Consider the following 17,966-nt stretch of genomic DNA (forward strand, 5'->3'; position numbering starts at 1 on the left):
AACGCTCGCATTCTTCGTTGTCAGCTCATGAACGAATGTTCTATTCGCTTCCGCCTCGTGCGGCGCGCCTTGACTGGCAAGCGTTTTCAATCAGTCTGAAGGTGGTTAATTCTTATATTGACTTGCTTTGAAAATTTTTCAGACTGTTGACAAACTCCCGTATTCTTCATTCATCGCACTTCGTTGTCAGCTCATGAACGAATGTTCTTATTCGCTCTTCCGCCTCGTGTGGCGCGCCTTGACTGGCAAGCGTTTTCAATCAGTCTGAAGGTGGTTAATTCTTATATTGACTTGCTTTGAAAATTTTTCAGACTGTTGACAAACTCCCGTATTCTTCATTCATCGCACTTCGTTGTCAGCTCATGAACGAGTGTTCTATTCGCTTCCGCCTCGTGTGGCACGCCTTGACTGGCAAGCGTTTTCAATCAGTCTGAAGGTGGTTAATTCTTATATTGACTTGCTTTGAAAATTTTTCAGAATGTTGACAAACTCCCGTATTCTTCATTCATCGCACTTCGTTGTCAGCTCATGAACGAGTGTTCTATTCGCTTCCGCCTCGTGTGGCACGCCTTGACTGGCAAGCGTTTTCAATCAGTCTGAAGGTGGTTAATTCTTATATTGACTTGCTTTGAAAATTTTTCAGACTGTTGACAAACGCCTTATTTTCTGCTTGTACTTCCTCGGATGAAAGAGACAACTTTGACCACAATTTAAAAGCTTAATTATGTAGCTGTTTACTATTAAACTTGCAATCCAAAATTTCGGCAAAGAGCAGCTAAACCGCCTTGAAATCCGCTGCCAATCGCACTGAATTTCCATTCGCTACCATGACGGTATAATTCACAAATCACGACAGCTGTTTCTACTGAAAAATCTTCACCTAAATCATAACGTAAAACTTCTTGATTCGTATCTTCATTTACTACACGAACAAAAGCATTTGAAACTTGCCCAAAGTTTTGATTGCGAACATCTGCATCATGTATTGTAACTGTAATTGCAATTCGATGTACATGAGATGGCACTTTACTAAAATTAATTTTTATTTGTTCGTCATCCCCATCTCCTTCACCGGTGCGGTTATCGCCTGTATGTTCTACACAACCAGTTGAGTGCTTAAAATTATTATAAAAAATAAAATCTAAATCTTGTGTTACCTTCCCATTTTCATCCGTTAAAAATGCTGAAGCATCCAAGTCAAAGTTGTGTCCGCCATCATATTGATTTGTATCCCATCCTAAACCAATAATTATTTTTGTTAACCCAGGATTTGTTTTTGTTAAATCAATTCGTTGACCTTTTGATAAATTAATCGTCACGATATCTCACCTCAAAAATTAATATTTTCTTAGCTGATTGTGCCGTTTTTTATGCTTACGTATAAGATCTTACTGTTTCCCCAAGGGTTGATGCAGTTGTTCCATCACCAACAGCTGCGAATTTCCATTCATTCCCATTACGATATATTTCTCCAACGATCAATGTTGTTTTTCCAGAATAATCATCTGTTAAATTGTAATGAATAAGTTCTTCGTTATTAGTATGGTTCACAACGCGAATGAACGCATTACGAATCATTCCAAAATGTTGCTTTCTTTTCACACAATTATAAATGTTTACGACAAAGACAAGCTTTTGGATTGAGGATGATACTTTATTTAGATCGACAATGATCTGCTCATCATCTCCATCTCCATGACCTGTTAAGTTATCTCCAGTATGTCTTACACTTCCATCACTGCTTTTGAGATTTACAAAATAAACAACATCATTATTTTTTCTCAGCTTATCGTTTTCACCGAGCAATATTACCGATGCGTCGCAGTCAATATTCGCGGAGCCTCCTCCAAAAAGCGAGCCTAGAAAACCTCCTCCGCCCCGGCCATTAACAGGGTCCCAGCCTAAACCTATTAATATTTTTGATAATCCAGGTTGTCCTTTCGTTAAGTCAACACGTTGACCTTTTGTTAAATTAATTGCCAATTTTATCACCTCTATATGTTGATTTGAGCGTTAAAAAACGATGTACTTTATCTTTATTGTTTTGAACAGTCTCATGACTTACCTGTTAGGAAACGATACAAAGCTTAGCCTTATATTTTTGCATTTTTAAAGTTGTTTTGCAGCTGTTCCAAGCGTTTCGTTCCTTCTTCACGTAAACGCTTGTTTTCTTCTTCAATGGATTTTGTTTCTTCCATTCCTTTCATAATAATGTTCCATGTTTCTTCGATTGTTTCAATTTTAATACTTGGACTACCAGCAAGTCTGGCTATGTCTGCACTTTGCTGAGCGATGTTTTGTGCATTGCGAACGAGCATTTCATTTGTTCGGCGATCAAGCTCACTCATTGAATCAGCTACAAGCTTTTGACGTTTAGCGGCAACAGCTTGAATAAGTCCATTTTTAAATATCGGAATTGTCGTCACAAAAGCAGAGTTAATTTTTCCGATTAATTTCGTATTGCCTCGTTGAAGCATACGAATTTGCGGTGCAGTTTGCAACGAAACGATTTTTGCCATTTCTAGATCATACACACGTTGATCAAGCAGTTCGATAATATTTTTTAATGAATCAAGCTGCATAGATGCTAGCTGATCCCCATTTGCTGCTCGACTTTCTAAAAGCGGCAATTGGTTCTTCTTTAGCTCTTCCGATTTCATTTCACCTGCTACGACATATTTTTCTAATGTTAAATAATATTGATAGTTTTGCTCATACATGTCTTCGAGCATGTTCGTTGATTCTACCATTTCGTTTTGATATTTAGAAATCTCTACATAAATTTTATCGATTTCCTGTCCCATCGTTTGATATTTTCCAAATAGCTTTTCAACTAGTTTTTCACCACGTTTAAAAAGCTTCCCAAACAATCCACCCGAAGTTTGTTCAAAATCTTTTTTATCGAACTTGTCCATAATCTTGCCAAGTTGCTTTAGCAGCTCTCCAGAGTCTTCAACTTTTGTTGTTCGCATATTTGAAAGAATTTGATCTGAAAAGCGTGAAATTTGAACTGCTGGTTCTTTTCCGAATTCAAGAACTTGAATTTGATCGCGTTCATCAATCGAACGAGCTAAGTTTTGTACTTCAGGCTCGTTTCGAAGCGCTAGCTTAATTTCTGATACTTTTGATTCTGTCAATTTATCGTCTGGATTTGTTGTTACTAAACTTGCTTCTTGAGTTTGCAATTGATTCATACGACTAGTCACCTCTTAAGTTTTTAAAAATATTTTGAGAAAACATTCTTTTAAAAATAGACGGTTCTTTAAATTCTTGTTCAAACACAACATCTTCAAGCCAATGAATATCATATAAAGATTCATCAAGATAATTTTCGATATCATTTTGACCCGGCGGATTATAAAGTACAATATCTATTCCAAAATGGTTTAATAAAAGCAGTAAAGCCGCATCAGGTCTCGTCATTGTTCCATTTAATTCATTATTATAAAGAATCAGTTTTGGTACATCTTGCGAGTAGTCAAATTTCTGCAGTAACTTTAATATTGATGCTGGGATTTGCATTGCTTGGGTAAACAGATACATTTTGACATCCTCTTCTGTTTCTTGATGGATCGGTTTAAAATGAGGCTGTCGACAAATATTTTTGACTGCATTTGCAATTCCTTTTTGCAAGCCCCCTGGTAAATGACCATACTTCCAAAAATGTGCATTCATTATTTTATCTGGATTTAATAGCCCGTCTTTATCAAGTGAGTTACGATAATGAAAACGAAAGTCATTATTTATATTTGATGTAAATGGAAATCTCTTGATTAAAAGACAATCTTCCAGTTGAATAACCCCGTGAATGCGATCCCAATATTCTTTTCGGTTTTTACTTACTCCTTGAACTTTTGCAAAAATTGAAGGGATTTTAACCTCGCCATTTTTCACTTCAAAGTTCGGTCGAATCATTGCCTTTTCTTTAATTAAAAGAAATAACTCATCATACGTTGTTTTTAATGTAACGGAAGATGGAGTATAATCACGCAGTTGCCACGGTTTGTAAAGTCCTGAGCCTTCATGGTTTAAGATCGATTCAATTTCGCGAGATGCACGATACGCAACTGTAGAAGTTCTTCGTCTTTTTTCGGTTGGAAACGGCTCAGGTTCTTTCTTTTCTGGATATGTATGAACAAATGTTAGTTCCTGATTTGGATCGAATTTTTGTAAAACATCTGTCCCGTCAGGATGAAACATCATGATGTCACAGCCAATTTTCATTAAATAGTAGAGAAAATATTGGTGACTTTTCGTCGCTTCTCCATACCAAAGAAATTTGGGCATTTCTTTTTCCGGATCAGCATTAATTAACAAATCTTTCAAATGATTGTTCGTCCATTTCACTACATCGACAAGAACACGCCGTAAATCGCTACTGCTCAGACCATTATTTTCAAGAGTCTCAAACGTTGACAAGAGGTCAATCATACTTTCGCGAATCTTTCTATGTACAGCATGGTTGCTCGACTTTAGGAGAAGCTGTTCCCCATCAAGAAAGGCAACAAAACGATTAATTGATAATTTTTGCTCACGGTGGATTTGCAATACTTTTTGAATCGCCTGAAATTGATGATTGTCAATTGTTTTATCAATTGACTCTTCACTTAATAAATGCAATTGCACATCTTTAGAGCGAACATATTCAAATAAGTTGTTGTAGTATTCATCTTCATCAAAGGGGATTCCTAAAAACCTCACCAGCACTTGGCCAATATGGATTGTACCATTTTCTAGTTTATATTGTGGTCTTTCATTAATTGATTTTTTTAACGTAGTCAACCAATTTTCATATGACAAGGGCAAAATGTGTGTATGTAATTGGTTGTATGATGGAAACATATTAATCCCTTCCCTTTTTAATACGAAAAATAAAACTTTTTCTTAATCATAACATATTTGGTGATGAGCAATTAGGAATTCTAGTAGTTTATACGATAATAAATATAAAAAGTTTCATTTTTCTAAAAAAGATGCTCCTCACCTTTTATCTCGTCCAAGTATATAGTAAATTATCGAATGATTGTAGGTGAAACGAGATGAGATTTTTAAATAGAAGAAGTCTAAAAAATCAACTTGACCAAGCGCTTGATGACATCCAAGACGTAATGGTTTCTGAACTGTTTATTTATATTGATTTATTGTTTTATGCACTTTTTTTTTTACGTTGTTACTTTCTACGTCAAAAAGAGTATTTCTTTTTCACCTGTAAAAAGTTTTTTTTCATCATTTATTTATTAAGTGTATTGCTATTTTTATTAATAAAAAAATGGTTTAAAGATTACCATTTGAAATAAATCGTAAAATTTGGCTTTCAATTTCTTCTCCGGCAGCGATACCCTCTGTTTCTGAAATATAATAATCTTTTAATGACTGTGTATTCTTTTTAGAAAGTTCCCCGTGTTTCGGTATGAATCCTTTCGTACAATGAATTAAAAATTCTTCATCTAATAGGGAATCTCCAGCCCCTAACACTGTGGTTATCCCTTCTTTCTCTTTTATATAGTTAACCGCTCTCCCTTTACTCACGACTTTCGGAATAAAATATAATTTTTTTCCATGAAGCCAAACATTCCATCCATATGGATTTACAATTTCATTAAGCGTATGGACTTGAATATGTAACGGTGAGTCTATGCGGCAGTAGAAAAACAAATCATCGACTACTTTTATTTTTTGTTCTATATTCAATGAATGTTTTTGCAGTAAACTTAAAATCTCTTGTCTTGGAGAGCTAGTGTTTTTTAATAAGTTTGTCATCATGTCCTGCCATTGTTTGTCTAGCTTACCTTCAACAAGAACTGTACCTCCATTGGATGTTATAGCATACGGTAATAGTATTCCGTGCTCAAAGAGCAGGAGCCGGATAAATTGTTGAATTGATCTTGTCGTTACAGGAACGAACAGCACATCATTACATATATCTAAAAGCAAATTTAATGTCTTTTTTGTCATAAAGGCGGTATCCTCACCCGCTTTTTTTTCGACAGAGATAAGTCGTTTTTCATGTAATAACGGATATTGTTTTAACGCCCGCGTTGAATAAATTATTGTTCGATCAAGATCAGATGCAAACATGATTTTTCTTGATTTCCAAGCTTCTTTATGATGATTATGAGTCGACATTATTTTGGCTCCTTAAAGGTTGAATTAAACCACAACAAGTGTAGCTCATTTCTGGTTAATGTAAGATTTCCACATTCCTTTCTTCTGCTAACATAATAATGTGGCGAACATACGGACTATTCGTATCCTTCATTAAAATTTTCCAAGGAACTCGTCTTAATAATACACGTGTCGTTTCACCAACACCTGGCTTTACAAAATGACTGCTTTCAATGCCAAACTCCGCTTGAATTTTTTTCACGTCTTCCATCCCTTGAAAAGTTGCAGCTTGTTTTTGAGTGAATGTTTCGTTATATTTTTTTACAGCTTCCTGAACTGCTGGGAACTCAAGTGCAATATGTTGAATGTACTCATTGGATACATCAACCGGCATTAACTCCTGATAAAATTTAGCACCGTGATAATCAGTTGGACCGACTAATTGCTCGTTTAAAACAGTTCTGCTCACTAGCCCAGAAACAGTCGAATTTAAGCAGGCACTAGGAATAAGAAAATCTTCACGAGTTCCGTAAAGAGTTGAACAATATCCTGGGTCCGCTAATACCGCAAGTGTGTCATCAAGAGTCACACCATAGTCGTTTTTAAATTTCTGACAAGCCTTTGTTAGCTCTTTTGAAATCGCACCTTTTCCTGTCCAACCGTCAATAAATTGTATCGACCAGCCGGGGTGTCGTTGTAAAATATAGTGAATTGCATTTTCATCTATACCTCGATCACGAATAATTGAAATACTATAATGAGGAACGATGAGCTCATAACGATACTCAAGATAGCGGCGAATTAAAATTCCAATTGGCGTTCCGGCTCTTGCCAATGAAACAAGTACAGTCTTCTTTCCTTTTAATCGATAAATTTGCTCTGCTGTTATTCCAACATATAATGCTAGTTTTTGCTTATATTCATTTAACGATTTCCAAAATAAATGAACGTACTCGCTTGGAGGCTGATATTCTATCGGTAATGTTTCACTATAATGCTGGCCTCCTTGAACGAGCTTTTCTCGATTTTCAGTAGAATCCTCAAGTTTGTAATTGCTTAAATCTTTCAATAAAAAAATGACATCTTTTTCATCATACGAACCAATTTTTTTCGGCTTTAAAAATACTGGATTCATCTTTTTAACACCTCAATTCTTTCTGTTAAAGAAAACAATCTTAATATGTGGGATTCTCGTTTTCTTCAATTCTTGTAAAAGAGGAGTTAATTTAGTTTCCTCTACTTCCCGTTCAAAGAAAAGAAATAACTCACCATACTTTTCAGGTTCAATATTATAAACGTAATTTGTGACCGACTGATCTTCAGGATTTGGGAATTCCAAACGAAAGTTAGCTCCATATCCTGTTTGCGAACTTGCATGAATCGGGCTTCTAGTCGTTGAATGATAGAAAATCCCTTCACCCATTTCAGCTGACACTCTCATCGGGATATACATAAATTCATTTGTCCCTAAACAAAGTGTTTTGCTCTTAGGGTGTGAACGATATTTTTTTAGAAAAGCAGCAATTTTCTTGATCCATGCATCAATATCTTCAAAAGAGTCTGAAGTTAAGGCAAACCTTCCAGTTTCAGATAAATAAGGGGTTTCGTTAATTACGCCTACCTGATTAATTGAATAGTTATTGACGACCTTTAAAGGCGGCTGAAAATAATCGTCCATATAAATTGTTTCAATTGATTGTGTTTCGTGCAGCGTATTCTTATTTAATAAAGGGGTTTGTTTAACTGCTCCGTTTGTTTCTACTGTTCCTTTTAACAAGCTGACAGTATGAATCGTAATTCCAAGCTCACATTCTGCTTTTTGAAATGCTTCGATATCACTTTCAGAACGCCAATCTAAAATTGAGATCACTGTATATTTGCGCCGTGGATAATTCTTTTGAATCGATCTAATAATGTTTAACGCAGTTTTTCCTGTCGTGATCTCATCATCAACGAGAATGACTTCGCGATCGTTGTTCAACATTTTTTCATTCACATAACAGCGGTGCGAAGTAGCATGAGAATGCTCCTCCTCAAATGTAACAATCGGTGAATAATCAACAAGTTTTTCCCTCGTTGTATGAAAAAAAACTGCATCATTTATACATTCAAAGAAAGCATATCCAAGTGCTGTTGCTGTTTCCGCAAACCCGATAATAACTGGCGCAGAAGGTAGCTCGATAAACGGACTCATTTTAAATGCTTTCACGTCTTTCTGGAAGTATGAAATGAGTTCATGCGTAACATTACTTTTACTATCATGAACAATCTCTGCATATCTCGCTGCTAGTAACGCCCCAATTAATAGACCCGTTTGCGGCACAATCGGGATATGTTTTCCTAATAGTTTACTTACAAATAAAAATGACCGCTTTTTATTTACCCTTGCAGCCATTAAAAATAAGTCATTCATCTCGAGCCTGTAAGGATTTTCTGTTACTGTTACTTTCACTGTTAACGAATCAATTACATTATATGTATGTTTTTTGTTTAAGTAAGTCGATGTATGTGTATTGTTCATGAAGCACCCCATAAATTTGTGATTTTAAAAGAATTTTTTCTGCCCAATTATAGTGAGGCTTTAATTCATTCATCTTATTAGAAAAGTGGCTTTTAAAGACACCTCTCTGTCCGTTAGCACCTTCAATAATACTTTTTGCATCGATGTATTCTTCATATGTCACAACGTTTAAAGACTGAACGATCTCAATATGCGTTGGATGAATAACCTTTTTTCCTGTTATTCCATTTGCAATATCCATTAAAACTTCTTGAATAAGTCCATCAATTTGACGATTAATTAACTCATTTCTCCATTTAATTCCCTTAGAACCGTATCGTTCACGAAATGGCGTTTGTCGTAACTGCGGCTTTAACATTCTTTCATTTGAAATAAAATGTTCCCATACAGGTCCTGATACGACGTAAGGACGATCAGACCGTAAAAAAATGTTAATAATATCTGTAATACAGTCACGAAGAATTCCAATATCATAAACAGTCGTCTCGACATTTCTTCTAATCCCATATAAACCGCAAAAGTCAGTAGCACCAATTCGGACATTTAAAATTAAATTGTAATATTCATCTAGCAACTGTTTTAGTTCAGTTAGTTCACTCATTCTCGTTTCTTTTTGAATAACCGCCTTCGTTTCAAAAATAGGCATTCCATATAACCGCATACCTTGTTCGTTTAATTGATTAAGCTCTTGCAAAAAGAGTCTTCCTGTTTGCGGAGAAAACTTCGGAAAAACAAACCCTGTTAACAAATGCAATTCGCCCGTTAATTGTTGTGTTAATTTCATCAATTGTTGTAAGCTTCGGACACGGACGAACAATAACGGAAGATCATCTTGTTGAAAAAAGCCTGCCTGCATTTCTTGATATAAAGTTCGTAATTCATGAATTAATTTTTCTTCAGCTTCTTCAACTTCAAGGTCTCCAATTGCATCTTCTAAACAAATAACTAAAGACGATACCCCTGCATGTTTTTTAGAAAGAAGCTCTTGATGAATATTCGGTCTCGTTGCCGGCATATATAAAGTAGCTCCAAGGGCATAAGATAGGAGATTTTTTGGCGTTTGTTTATTAAACGGCTGTGGCTGTATATAAAAAAGCCTCCTTAACTCTTGGTCTGATAAGTTAGCAAATAGCTTCATCCACTTCACCCTTTTTTCTTTTAAGTAATACCATATGAATGTAAATTATCAGTTAATTGATTGTAAAAAAGAATTGGCCGATTAAGCCAATTCTCAGACTATTGATCAAATTAACTTATGAATGCCTGTTTATTTGTACCTCAACTGACATTTTTTATCAGTATGAGAGGAATAGACTCTTATATTAAGCTTGTCCCCAAGTGAGAATTGGCTATAAAGTCAATTCTCATCTTTTTCGCTAAAACTATATTTTATTCGCTTTCTACTGTTTTCTTTTTATTCATAAAATGGACAACAAACGTTGCTACGAACGTAAGTAGTAAAATAAGGAAGAAATAGATATGATCTAATTCAAACCCTACAACGCTTAAAAGCATTTTAGCAGAGATAATTAAAATTAATATGTAAGCTGAAGTTTCAAGCTCTGGAACACGATCGATTAACTTTAAAAATACACCCGCAATCCCCCGCATCATTAAAATTCCAAGCATACCTCCAAGTAATAGCACCCATACTTCCTGACTGACTCCAAATGCAGCTAAAACACTATCGACAGAGAAAGCAATATCCATTAACTCAACTGCAACAACCGTTCCCCAAAAAGTTCCAAACAATCGGACTAACAGACCATTTTGGTTGACACCCTCAACGTCATCCTCTTCTTCCTCGCCTTTTCGTTTATCAATGAAATATTTAATTGACAACCAGGCTAGGTAGCCGGCACCTAGTACTTTCACCCACCATAACTCGATTAAGTAAACACCAACTCCAATTGCAAGAAAGCGGAAAAAGTATGCTCCAATTAATCCGTAAAAAAGTGCTTTTCGGCGTTTTTTTTCAGGTAAATGTTTCACCATTACAGCTAAAACAAGCGCGTTATCTGCTGATAATAATCCTTCTAATATGACTAATGAACCGATTAAGCCCCAGCTTACAGGGTCTGTTAAAACTTTAATCCACATATCCAAATCAAAAAATTGGGCATATGTGTTTAAAATTCCTTGTAATATTTCTGACATTATTAATGTTCCTCCTAGGTATTAGCTTAAAATTCGTTTTTCGGGAGAAAGACCCGGTAAAACCGAGTCTTTAGACTGTTGACAAATGCCCGTATTCTTCTTTGCTTGCACCTCGTTAAAGCCCCATGAACACCTGATCTATTTATGCTTTCGCTTTAGTGCCACGTGCCTTGACTGTATCTCTTAGGCATTTGCTTCAAAATTGTTTGTCCACAATCCCTAGACCCCGGTAAAACCGAGTCTTAAAATTTAATCATTTTCATTATTAACTAACTTGAAGGCCAAAATCAGTTGCTAATGCGGCTAATCCTCCACCATAGCCACTCCCAATTGCACTAAACTTCCATTCGTTGTTATGACGATATAATTCACCAACAACAAGCGCTGTTTCAATTGAGAAGTCCTCACCTAGATCATAACGAATCAGTTCTTCATTTGATCCTCCATCCAAAATACGAACATATGCATTTGAAACTTGACCAAAGTTTTGATTCCGTGTTTCAGCATCATGTATCGTGATCGTAAAAGCAATTCTATGTACGTTCGCAGGAACAGCATTTAAATTAATTTTAATTTGTTCGTCATCGCCGTCGCCTTCCCCAGTTCGATTATCGCCTGCATGTACGACAGAACCGTTGCCTCCTTGGAGATTATTATAAAAAATAAAATCACTATCTGAGTTTACCTTACCGCTTTCATTAAGCAAAAATACTGATGAGTCTAAATCAAAATCATTTCCACCGTCATACTTATTAACATCCCATCCTAACCCAACAATTACATTCGTTAAACCGGGATTTGTTTTTGTTACATCTACTTTTTGTCCTTTTGCTAAACTAATAGCCACTTTTCATTCCTCCAATATTTCATATAATATCTTTACGTTAAAAGCGATAATAAGGTTTCATAAATTTATATTGAAAAAAGGAATTATAGAAAAATTCCTCTAATTCATCCACTTTGGCGGAGTTTTTTTATCCCAATAAATCGATCCTAAATCGTGATGTGTTTGGAAGTTATCATGGTGTGTATGATAATGAAAGTTAAACCAAAAGCCCGCTTGAGGTGGACGATCTTTTCTCACATGGAAGCGGATAATATCCTTTCCAGTATCATTATCGATAATATTAAAAATTTTTTCACCATCACCACCGCTTGGTGTTTCAGAAATAGTCAATGAACTAAGGGCTTCTTCAGGATATTGTGTCGTTATATTTTTTATTGCGACTTCTATATTTGGCAAAATCATTTCCTGAAATTCATCTTTAATAACTGGCAAAATTCTATTACCAAACTTCCGGTAAGACTGTTCTTCTGCTTCCTTTATCATTTGTGCGACTAAATCAACCTTATCTAATTTCGCTTCTTCTGTTTGTAACTGTTGTGTTTGCTGATTTTTTGAAGATGTAGCCTCAAAAGCATTTCGCTTTTGAGTTTTATTGACATTTACATCGGTATAAAAAGCTTGCGAAGGCGTTACGATTCCGAATGTTAAAATCGTAATTAATACGACAAACGTCTTTCTAATCCATCTATTCATTTCACTCATTCCCTTCATAAAATCAGCAAATCAACAATACTATTTATATAGTAAAGGAATTTTCTGAAACACTCTACTATTTTTACTCAAATTTAAAACCTTGTTAATTCTATTATAAATATTTTTACGTAGAAAAACAGAAATGGTTTCGTTTTTTTGAAAAGTTCTGTCAAACTATTAAACAATGATTTGCAATATCCCCGTTGTTCAATAGCAAAAATAGCACTCCTCTAAGTTTACAATGAAGAATGCGAGCGTTTGTCAAAGTCTAAAGTATAAATATTAATAAATCAGCAACATTAAATAGTAAGCTTTCATAACCTAAATGAACTAAAAAGATTACATAAACAGTCAAAGGAGTTGGATAAAATGGATTTTCCCCTTATAATTGTATTAAGTGGCCTTTTATTACTAGCTTATTTCGTTTATTTATCACTAACAGATTAAGTCATTTAAACGTAAAACTGAAGTGATGATTAAAAAAGGAACTAGACGTTTGCCAAGTTCCTTTTTTATTTAGCAATATTTTTGAAAAGCATTCATTAAATTTTCGATAATTCCTTCGATCGAATTGCCTTCAATCTCATGACGAGGAATGAAATGGACTACTTCTTTTTGATTTAATAATGCCATTGATGGTGAGGAAGGTTCATGATGAGTAAAATATTCACGCATTTTTGCTGTTGCTTCCTTTTCCTGTCCCGCAAAAACAGTAACTAAATGATCTGGTTTTTTCTCACTATTTAAAACAGCTTGAATAGCTGCCGGACGGGCAAGTCCTGCTGCACAGCCACAAACAGAATTGACGACAACTAAAGTTATTCCTTCAACAGATTCGATAAAGTTTTCAACATCTTCTTCCGTAAGTAACTCTTTAAATCCATTATCGACAAGTTCTTTACGCATTGGTAATACCATTTGTCTCATATATTCTTCATATGCCATTGACATAGAAAGTCCCCCTTGTTTTTAATCGATTCCCACACAACCTTCTACTCTAACCTAGTATGTTTATCGCCGAATTTACCCTTTACGCGCCTCAGTCATTTGCTTCCAAACGGAGCCTTTTGCTGCTTCTCCGCCTTCAATACGCTCAATTGCCAGCTTTATTTGCATACTCACTTCAAATTCTGGATCGTCCTCTGCTCTTTTTAACGCCGGCAGTGCACTTTTGTCGCCAACTTCGTATAAAAACATCGCCGCTCTCCAGCGTACAAGCTTACTTTCATCTTGAAGAGCATCTCCCATCGCTTCAATCGCCTCAGTAAACCCTAAATCGGATAAACAATCACCTGCTGTCCGTCTGACCGTTACTGTTTTATCTTTCATTGCTTTATATAATAAAGGCAAAACTCTTTTATCCTCTATCATTCCTAAATAAACTGTCGCTAGTCTACGAATTGACGCTTTTTCATCGTCTAAAGCTTTTTCAAGGACAGGGATATCCTCTATAGTCGGGTCGTCCATTTGTTCTAAAAGCCTGTATCGCTTCCGCCAATCTTGATCATCCAAAAATTCCGGTGTGAGCTTTAATCTTTTTCTTCCATGACTTTGCGAACCCTGTTTCATTTTTGCTCTGTTAACTAAATCATTTAAGCGCTCTTTCGGATAAGCGGCCATCAACTCCTCGATAATTTCTTCGCCGATTTGGTTTAAATCACCATAACGAATGCCAAAGTCGGTCCATTTCCGAAGTATGACAACATTTTCGCCTTCTTCCTTTGCCCGCACTACTGCATCCGCATATTCTTGTGGCAAACCGAAACGTTTTTCCTCTGTTCCGTCTGTTAACTTTACTTGCATTGGTATCCCTTTAAACATTTGAACAAAAACGTTGACTTCACCAAAATGTTCATCCAATTTGTTTTCATGATTTGCTAACGGCTCTGCTTCTTCTCCAAAGGCTAGGCGAACTTTCGAAAGAATCTCTTTCCAATCAAATTTTGCGTTTCGCTCTACCGCCAAAAAATCAGCAACATGGTATACCCCTTTAACACCGTCTATTTGTAAAATTTGTTGAATGATTTCTGGAGCACCATGAGCATTTTCTTTCTTATAATTATTACTTCTGCCCATTGGCAGCTCTTCGTCTAAATTAATTTTCATCGTATTTGGACTCGGTGTTGGTTCAATTGATTTAATTTTTATGATCATCACCTACTTATTTTAATATTTCCACGATGGATAACTGTTAAAAGCTTATCATAAACTTCATCTCGGATTCACGCTTATTGCCCAAGAAATAAAGGGCTGCTATGGGTTAGTCTTCTGCAAGCTCACTTAAATAGCTCCAGCGTTCGATTAATGATTCTAACTTTTCATTTATTTGCATTTCTTCTTCGGTTAAAGCTTGAGCCTTTTCATAATTACTGCCCGTATTCGCCATTTCAGTTTGCACTTGTTTAAGTTGTGATTCTACTTCTGCTATTGTTTCATCAATGTTTTCCCATTCTTTCTTCTCCATATACGTCATTTTTTTCTTTTGAGCTTTTTCTTGCCGTTTGGGAGTTTGTTGTTGTTTCATTTCTTTTTGTTCATTATGATTTACTGCCTTTTGTAAATAATCCGAGTAGTTCCCATAAACTGATTCAATCACACCGTTCCCTTTTAGAATGAGGAGCTGTTCAGCTACTTTATCTAAAAAGTATCTATCATGTGAAACTGAAATAACAACCCCTGGAAATTCATCAAGATAATCTTCCAAAATCGTCAATGTTTCAGTATCGAGATCATTTGTTGGCTCGTCTAGTAAAAGGACATTAGGACCACCCATTAAAATTTTTAATAAATAAAGCCGGCGCTTTTCTCCGCCTGACAGCTTTCGAATAAGAGTACCGTGAGTGTGCATCGGAAAAAGAAAGCGTTCGAGCATCTGTGCCGCTGAAATCAATTTTCCATCAGCTGTGGTGATGACTTGAGCCGTTTCTTTAATGTATTCAATCATTCGTTTATTTTCATCCATCTCCTCACTATTTTGCGTATAGTAAGCAATTTTGACAGTTTGGCCTTTTATTAGTTCACCAGCATCGATGTTGATTTTTCCTGCTAAAATATTTAACAAGGTTGATTTTCCTGTTCCATTTCTACCGATAATTCCAATTCTATCTCCTTGTTTAACAAATAAATTTGCATCTTTTAAAATAATTCGATCTTTAAACTGCTTTGAAACTGACTTTAATTCAAAAACTTGCTTTCCTAACCTGCTACCGCTAAGATCCATCTCAAGACGATCTGTCATTTTTCCGCTAGCTAGCTTCCCTTCAAGCTTTTCAAACCGTTGGATTCTCGCTTTTTGTTTCGTTGTCCGAGCCTTTGCCCCGCGTTTTATCCACTCAAGTTCACGGCGATATAAATTTTGTTGTTTTTCTAGCGCCGCAGCTTCATTTTCTGCTCGAATTGCCTTCTCTTCAAGGTAATTAGCATAATTCCCTTTGTAGCTATACAAACTCCCGCCGCTTAACTCAAAAATTCGATTTGTCACTCGATCTAAAAAATACCGATCATGGGTCACTAGTAAAACAGCCCCCGTATAGCGGCTTATGTATTCTTCTAACCATTTCACTGATTCATAATCAAGATGGTTTGTCGGTTCATCTAAAATTAATAAGTCAGGCTCTTCAATTAACACTTGAGCAAGAGCTACGCGTTTTTTCTGACCTCCAGAGAGCTCGCCAATTTTTTGGTCAAATTGTTCAATCCCTAGCTTAGAAAGAATCGCTTTAGCGTTTGAACTTGCTTCCCAAGCATTATGTGCATTCATTTTACGTTGTAAGTCATAAAGCTGTTGTTGAATCTCATTATTATTTGGATCTTTCTCAAGCCGTAATATCAATTGCTCATAGTTTTTCAGCAGACGAATGGTCAGTGCTTCACTCGTAAACACTTGTTCAAGAACTGTTAAATGATCAATTAATTCCGGCTGTTGAGGCAAATAGGTGATGCGAAAATCTTTACTTTTGACAATCTCACCTGAATCAGGAACAACGATCCCCGCTACAACTTTTAATAACGATGACTTTCCTGTTCCATTTATACCGATTAATCCTGCTCGGTCTTTTTCCTTAATTGTAAATGAAATATGTTGAAAAAGTTCCTTTTCACCATATGTTTTAGAGACGTCTTCAATCGTGATCATTTTCATTTTGATCATTCCAATCATTATAAATGGTCTTTTTTGATTAAGAGAATCATTCGCCTTTAGACAATTGCGTGCAAAATAGGCTTTCTATCGTGCTTATTTTAACATAACGGACCATTTCCAGCTATGTTATCTCGTTTATACTTCGTTATAAAATGGTGTGAACTATTCACATATATTGAGACATAACAAAGTTTAACCAACAACATGTTCTATTGCTCTAGGCTGAATGTCTTTTTCATATTCTGTTCGTACAGACACATAGTATGTTCCTGACTTTGTTTTGGAAATCGACAATCGCTTCTAGTACCGTATGACTTTCGCCACGAATGTACACACTTTTTAATAAATCCTGATCTCCTAATTCATTTAATGTTTCAAAAAGAGTGTTCCAACCGTTTCCCTAAATATTTACCAATTCCTGTTTTGATGATATGTCATCCTTAAATTCCGGTAACGATTCCTATAAGACTTTTCTCCCCCCGAAATTAAAAAATCAGACCATCTGGACACCATATTCCCACTTAAATGCTTGACTATTACGGCAACACTATTTGAGTATGCATTTAAATTCCAGTGAATTTCTTTGTTTCGACAATTGCCTTATTGTCTTATTTCCCAGGTTTTTTACATTTCTAAATCTTTCCTGCACACCTTTAAATACTCTTTTCCGAGGTTCATTTTTGACACTCCCCGTTAAAATTAATACTAACGATTTTCAATCGAGTAAATACCATTTAAAGAGAACAGCTCTATTCGGATTACCACGCGCTTTAATTAATAAATATGCTACTATTTTGAATTCATATAATACACAAGATTATCGGTCCAGTCACCGAATTCATAAATAAAATCCTTTCTTGTACATTCATAAATAAGCCCAACACGCTCCGCCAATCGAGTTGAAGGAGTGTTATCTAAATTAATGTGAGCCTCTATGCGATGATATCCAAGGTTTTGAAAAGCCATTCTAATCCCTTCTTTAACAGCCTCTGTACCGTATCCGTTTTTCCAATATTGATTATGAATCATATAACCCAAAAGTCCCCATTGAAATTCTTCTCTCATAATTGTACAAAATTCAACCTTGCCTATATATTTTTGATCTGACTTACGAAAAACACTAAAAACGTATGCTTCATCCCGATCAGCTAATTCTCGATGTTTTGTAACCATATTGTTAAATTTCTTTTGGGTCCATTCGGTCAAATCTATTTTGTTGCCATCATATTTGTACTGAGACGGTAGTCTTTTACTAAATCCCTCTAGCCACCGTTCATAATCCTGGTTCCGTAACGGTCTCAAAGTTAATCTTTCTGTCTCTGGTTGTAATTTAATTCCTTTTACTTTCAATGTGACATCTCCTTAGCATAATAATTTTAAAAGCCCTTTTTGCCATATATGCCATAAGACATCACTCCTTTCACGTAATTATTAATATATTGTATTACTTTTTTGATTAATCCCAACTAATGCTCCGGTCGTTTTAATTAACTCTGATTCCT

At 35.6% G+C, this 17,966-nt stretch carries 16 protein-coding genes and 1 pseudogene; all 17 read right to left on the reverse strand.

Going from position 1 to position 17,966, the window contains the following annotated elements:
• Positions 1–740 precede the first annotated feature (740 nt).
• The 17 genes and pseudogenes from K6959_RS09250 to K6959_RS09325 all read right to left on the reverse strand — a co-directional run bounded on the left by K6959_RS09250 (position 741) and on the right by K6959_RS09325 (position 17,814).
• Entirely contained in the window at positions 741–1,319 is a 579-nt protein-coding gene (locus K6959_RS09250) for a TerD family protein (protein ID WP_223086314.1), read from the reverse strand.
• Between the two features lie 55 nt (positions 1,320–1,374).
• Positions 1,375–1,983, reverse strand: coding sequence for a TerD family protein (locus tag K6959_RS09255; RefSeq protein ID WP_223086316.1), 609 nt, complete (start codon positions 1,981–1,983; stop codon positions 1,375–1,377).
• Between the two features lie 110 nt (positions 1,984–2,093).
• Positions 2,094–3,194 (reverse strand): toxic anion resistance protein, encoded by a 1,101-nt coding sequence (locus K6959_RS09260; protein ID WP_163242425.1) that lies wholly within the window; start codon positions 3,192–3,194, stop codon positions 2,094–2,096.
• Between the two features lie 4 nt (positions 3,195–3,198).
• Complete coding sequence (locus tag K6959_RS09265; protein ID WP_223086318.1) at positions 3,199–4,842, reverse strand: YceG family protein; 1,644 nt, start codon at positions 4,840–4,842, stop codon at positions 3,199–3,201.
• A 432-nt stretch (positions 4,843–5,274) separates the two neighbouring features.
• A complete protein-coding gene (locus K6959_RS09270) occupies positions 5,275–6,126 on the reverse strand; it encodes an HAD family hydrolase (protein ID WP_223086319.1) in 852 nt (283 codons plus the stop codon).
• Between the two features lie 55 nt (positions 6,127–6,181).
• On the reverse strand, positions 6,182–7,240 hold the full coding sequence (locus tag K6959_RS09275; RefSeq protein WP_223086321.1) for a cysteine protease StiP family protein: 1,059 nt from the start codon (positions 7,238–7,240) through the stop codon (positions 6,182–6,184).
• Positions 7,241–7,252: 12 nt separating this feature from the next.
• On the reverse strand, positions 7,253–8,626 hold the full coding sequence (locus K6959_RS09280) for a phosphoribosyltransferase family protein (protein WP_163242430.1): 1,374 nt from the start codon (positions 8,624–8,626) through the stop codon (positions 7,253–7,255).
• Positions 8,577–9,764, reverse strand: coding sequence for an HpcH/HpaI aldolase/citrate lyase family protein (locus K6959_RS09285; RefSeq protein WP_223086323.1), 1,188 nt, complete (start codon positions 9,762–9,764; stop codon positions 8,577–8,579). Before K6959_RS09285 ends, K6959_RS09280 begins: the two co-directional genes overlap by 50 nt.
• A 251-nt stretch (positions 9,765–10,015) precedes the next feature.
• On the reverse strand, positions 10,016–10,783 hold the full coding sequence (locus K6959_RS09290; protein WP_163242432.1) for a TerC family protein: 768 nt from the start codon (positions 10,781–10,783) through the stop codon (positions 10,016–10,018).
• 265 nt (positions 10,784–11,048) lie between these two features.
• The gene (locus K6959_RS09295; protein WP_163242433.1) at positions 11,049–11,630 is read right to left on the reverse strand and encodes a TerD family protein; all 582 of its coding nucleotides are present in this window, start codon (positions 11,628–11,630) and stop codon (positions 11,049–11,051) included.
• A gap of 99 nt (positions 11,631–11,729) precedes the next feature.
• Complete coding sequence (locus tag K6959_RS09300; protein ID WP_223086324.1) at positions 11,730–12,323, reverse strand: YpjP family protein; 594 nt, start codon at positions 12,321–12,323, stop codon at positions 11,730–11,732.
• A gap of 516 nt (positions 12,324–12,839) precedes the next feature.
• Positions 12,840–13,274 (reverse strand): BrxA/BrxB family bacilliredoxin, encoded by a 435-nt coding sequence (locus tag K6959_RS09305; RefSeq protein WP_163242435.1) that lies wholly within the window; start codon positions 13,272–13,274, stop codon positions 12,840–12,842.
• Between the two features lie 72 nt (positions 13,275–13,346).
• Entirely contained in the window at positions 13,347–14,471 is a 1,125-nt protein-coding gene (locus K6959_RS09310; protein WP_163242442.1) for a conserved virulence factor C family protein, read from the reverse strand.
• Positions 14,472–14,583: 112 nt separating this feature from the next.
• The gene (locus K6959_RS09315; RefSeq protein WP_223086325.1) at positions 14,584–16,464 is read right to left on the reverse strand and encodes an ABC-F family ATP-binding cassette domain-containing protein; all 1,881 of its coding nucleotides are present in this window, start codon (positions 16,462–16,464) and stop codon (positions 14,584–14,586) included.
• A gap of 195 nt (positions 16,465–16,659) precedes the next feature.
• Positions 16,660–16,764: pseudogene (locus tag K6959_RS19110) on the reverse strand (RNA-guided endonuclease InsQ/TnpB family protein); the annotation flags it as partial.
• A 108-nt stretch (positions 16,765–16,872) separates the two neighbouring features.
• A complete protein-coding gene (locus K6959_RS19115) occupies positions 16,873–17,043 on the reverse strand; it encodes a DUF1572 family protein (protein WP_309484845.1) in 171 nt (56 codons plus the stop codon).
• A gap of 210 nt (positions 17,044–17,253) precedes the next feature.
• Complete coding sequence (locus K6959_RS09325; RefSeq protein WP_163242437.1) at positions 17,254–17,814, reverse strand: GNAT family N-acetyltransferase; 561 nt, start codon at positions 17,812–17,814, stop codon at positions 17,254–17,256.
• Positions 17,815–17,966 lie beyond the last annotated feature (152 nt).

The sequence above is a fragment of the Bacillus aquiflavi genome (genome assembly GCF_019915265.1).
In the GTDB taxonomy this organism is placed as follows: Bacteria; Bacillota; Bacilli; order Bacillales; family Cytobacillaceae; genus Bacillus_BT; species Bacillus_BT aquiflavi.

Bases quoted from the DNA above. Each gene is read 5' to 3' on its own strand.
- K6959_RS09290 (WP_163242432.1), bottom strand. From the start codon at position 10,783: ATGTCAGAAATATTACAAGGAATTTTAAACACATATGCCCAATTTTTT.
- K6959_RS09315 (WP_223086325.1), bottom strand. From the start codon at position 16,464: ATGAAAATGATCACGATTGAAGACGTCTCTAAAACATATGGTGAAAAG.
- K6959_RS09280 (WP_163242430.1), bottom strand. From the start codon at position 8,626: ATGAACAATACACATACATCGACTTACTTAAACAAAAAACATACATAT.
- K6959_RS09300 (WP_223086324.1), bottom strand. From the start codon at position 12,323: ATGAATAGATGGATTAGAAAGACGTTTGTCGTATTAATTACGATTTTA.
- K6959_RS09260 (WP_163242425.1), bottom strand. From the start codon at position 3,194: ATGAATCAATTGCAAACTCAAGAAGCAAGTTTAGTAACAACAAATCCA.
- K6959_RS09265 (WP_223086318.1), bottom strand. From the start codon at position 4,842: ATGTTTCCATCATACAACCAATTACATACACACATTTTGCCCTTGTCA.
- K6959_RS09270 (WP_223086319.1), bottom strand. From the start codon at position 6,126: ATGTCGACTCATAATCATCATAAAGAAGCTTGGAAATCAAGAAAAATC.
- K6959_RS09285 (WP_223086323.1), bottom strand. From the start codon at position 9,764: ATGAAGCTATTTGCTAACTTATCAGACCAAGAGTTAAGGAGGCTTTTT.
- K6959_RS09275 (WP_223086321.1), bottom strand. From the start codon at position 7,240: ATGAATCCAGTATTTTTAAAGCCGAAAAAAATTGGTTCGTATGATGAA.
- K6959_RS09305 (WP_163242435.1), bottom strand. From the start codon at position 13,274: ATGTCAATGGCATATGAAGAATATATGAGACAAATGGTATTACCAATG.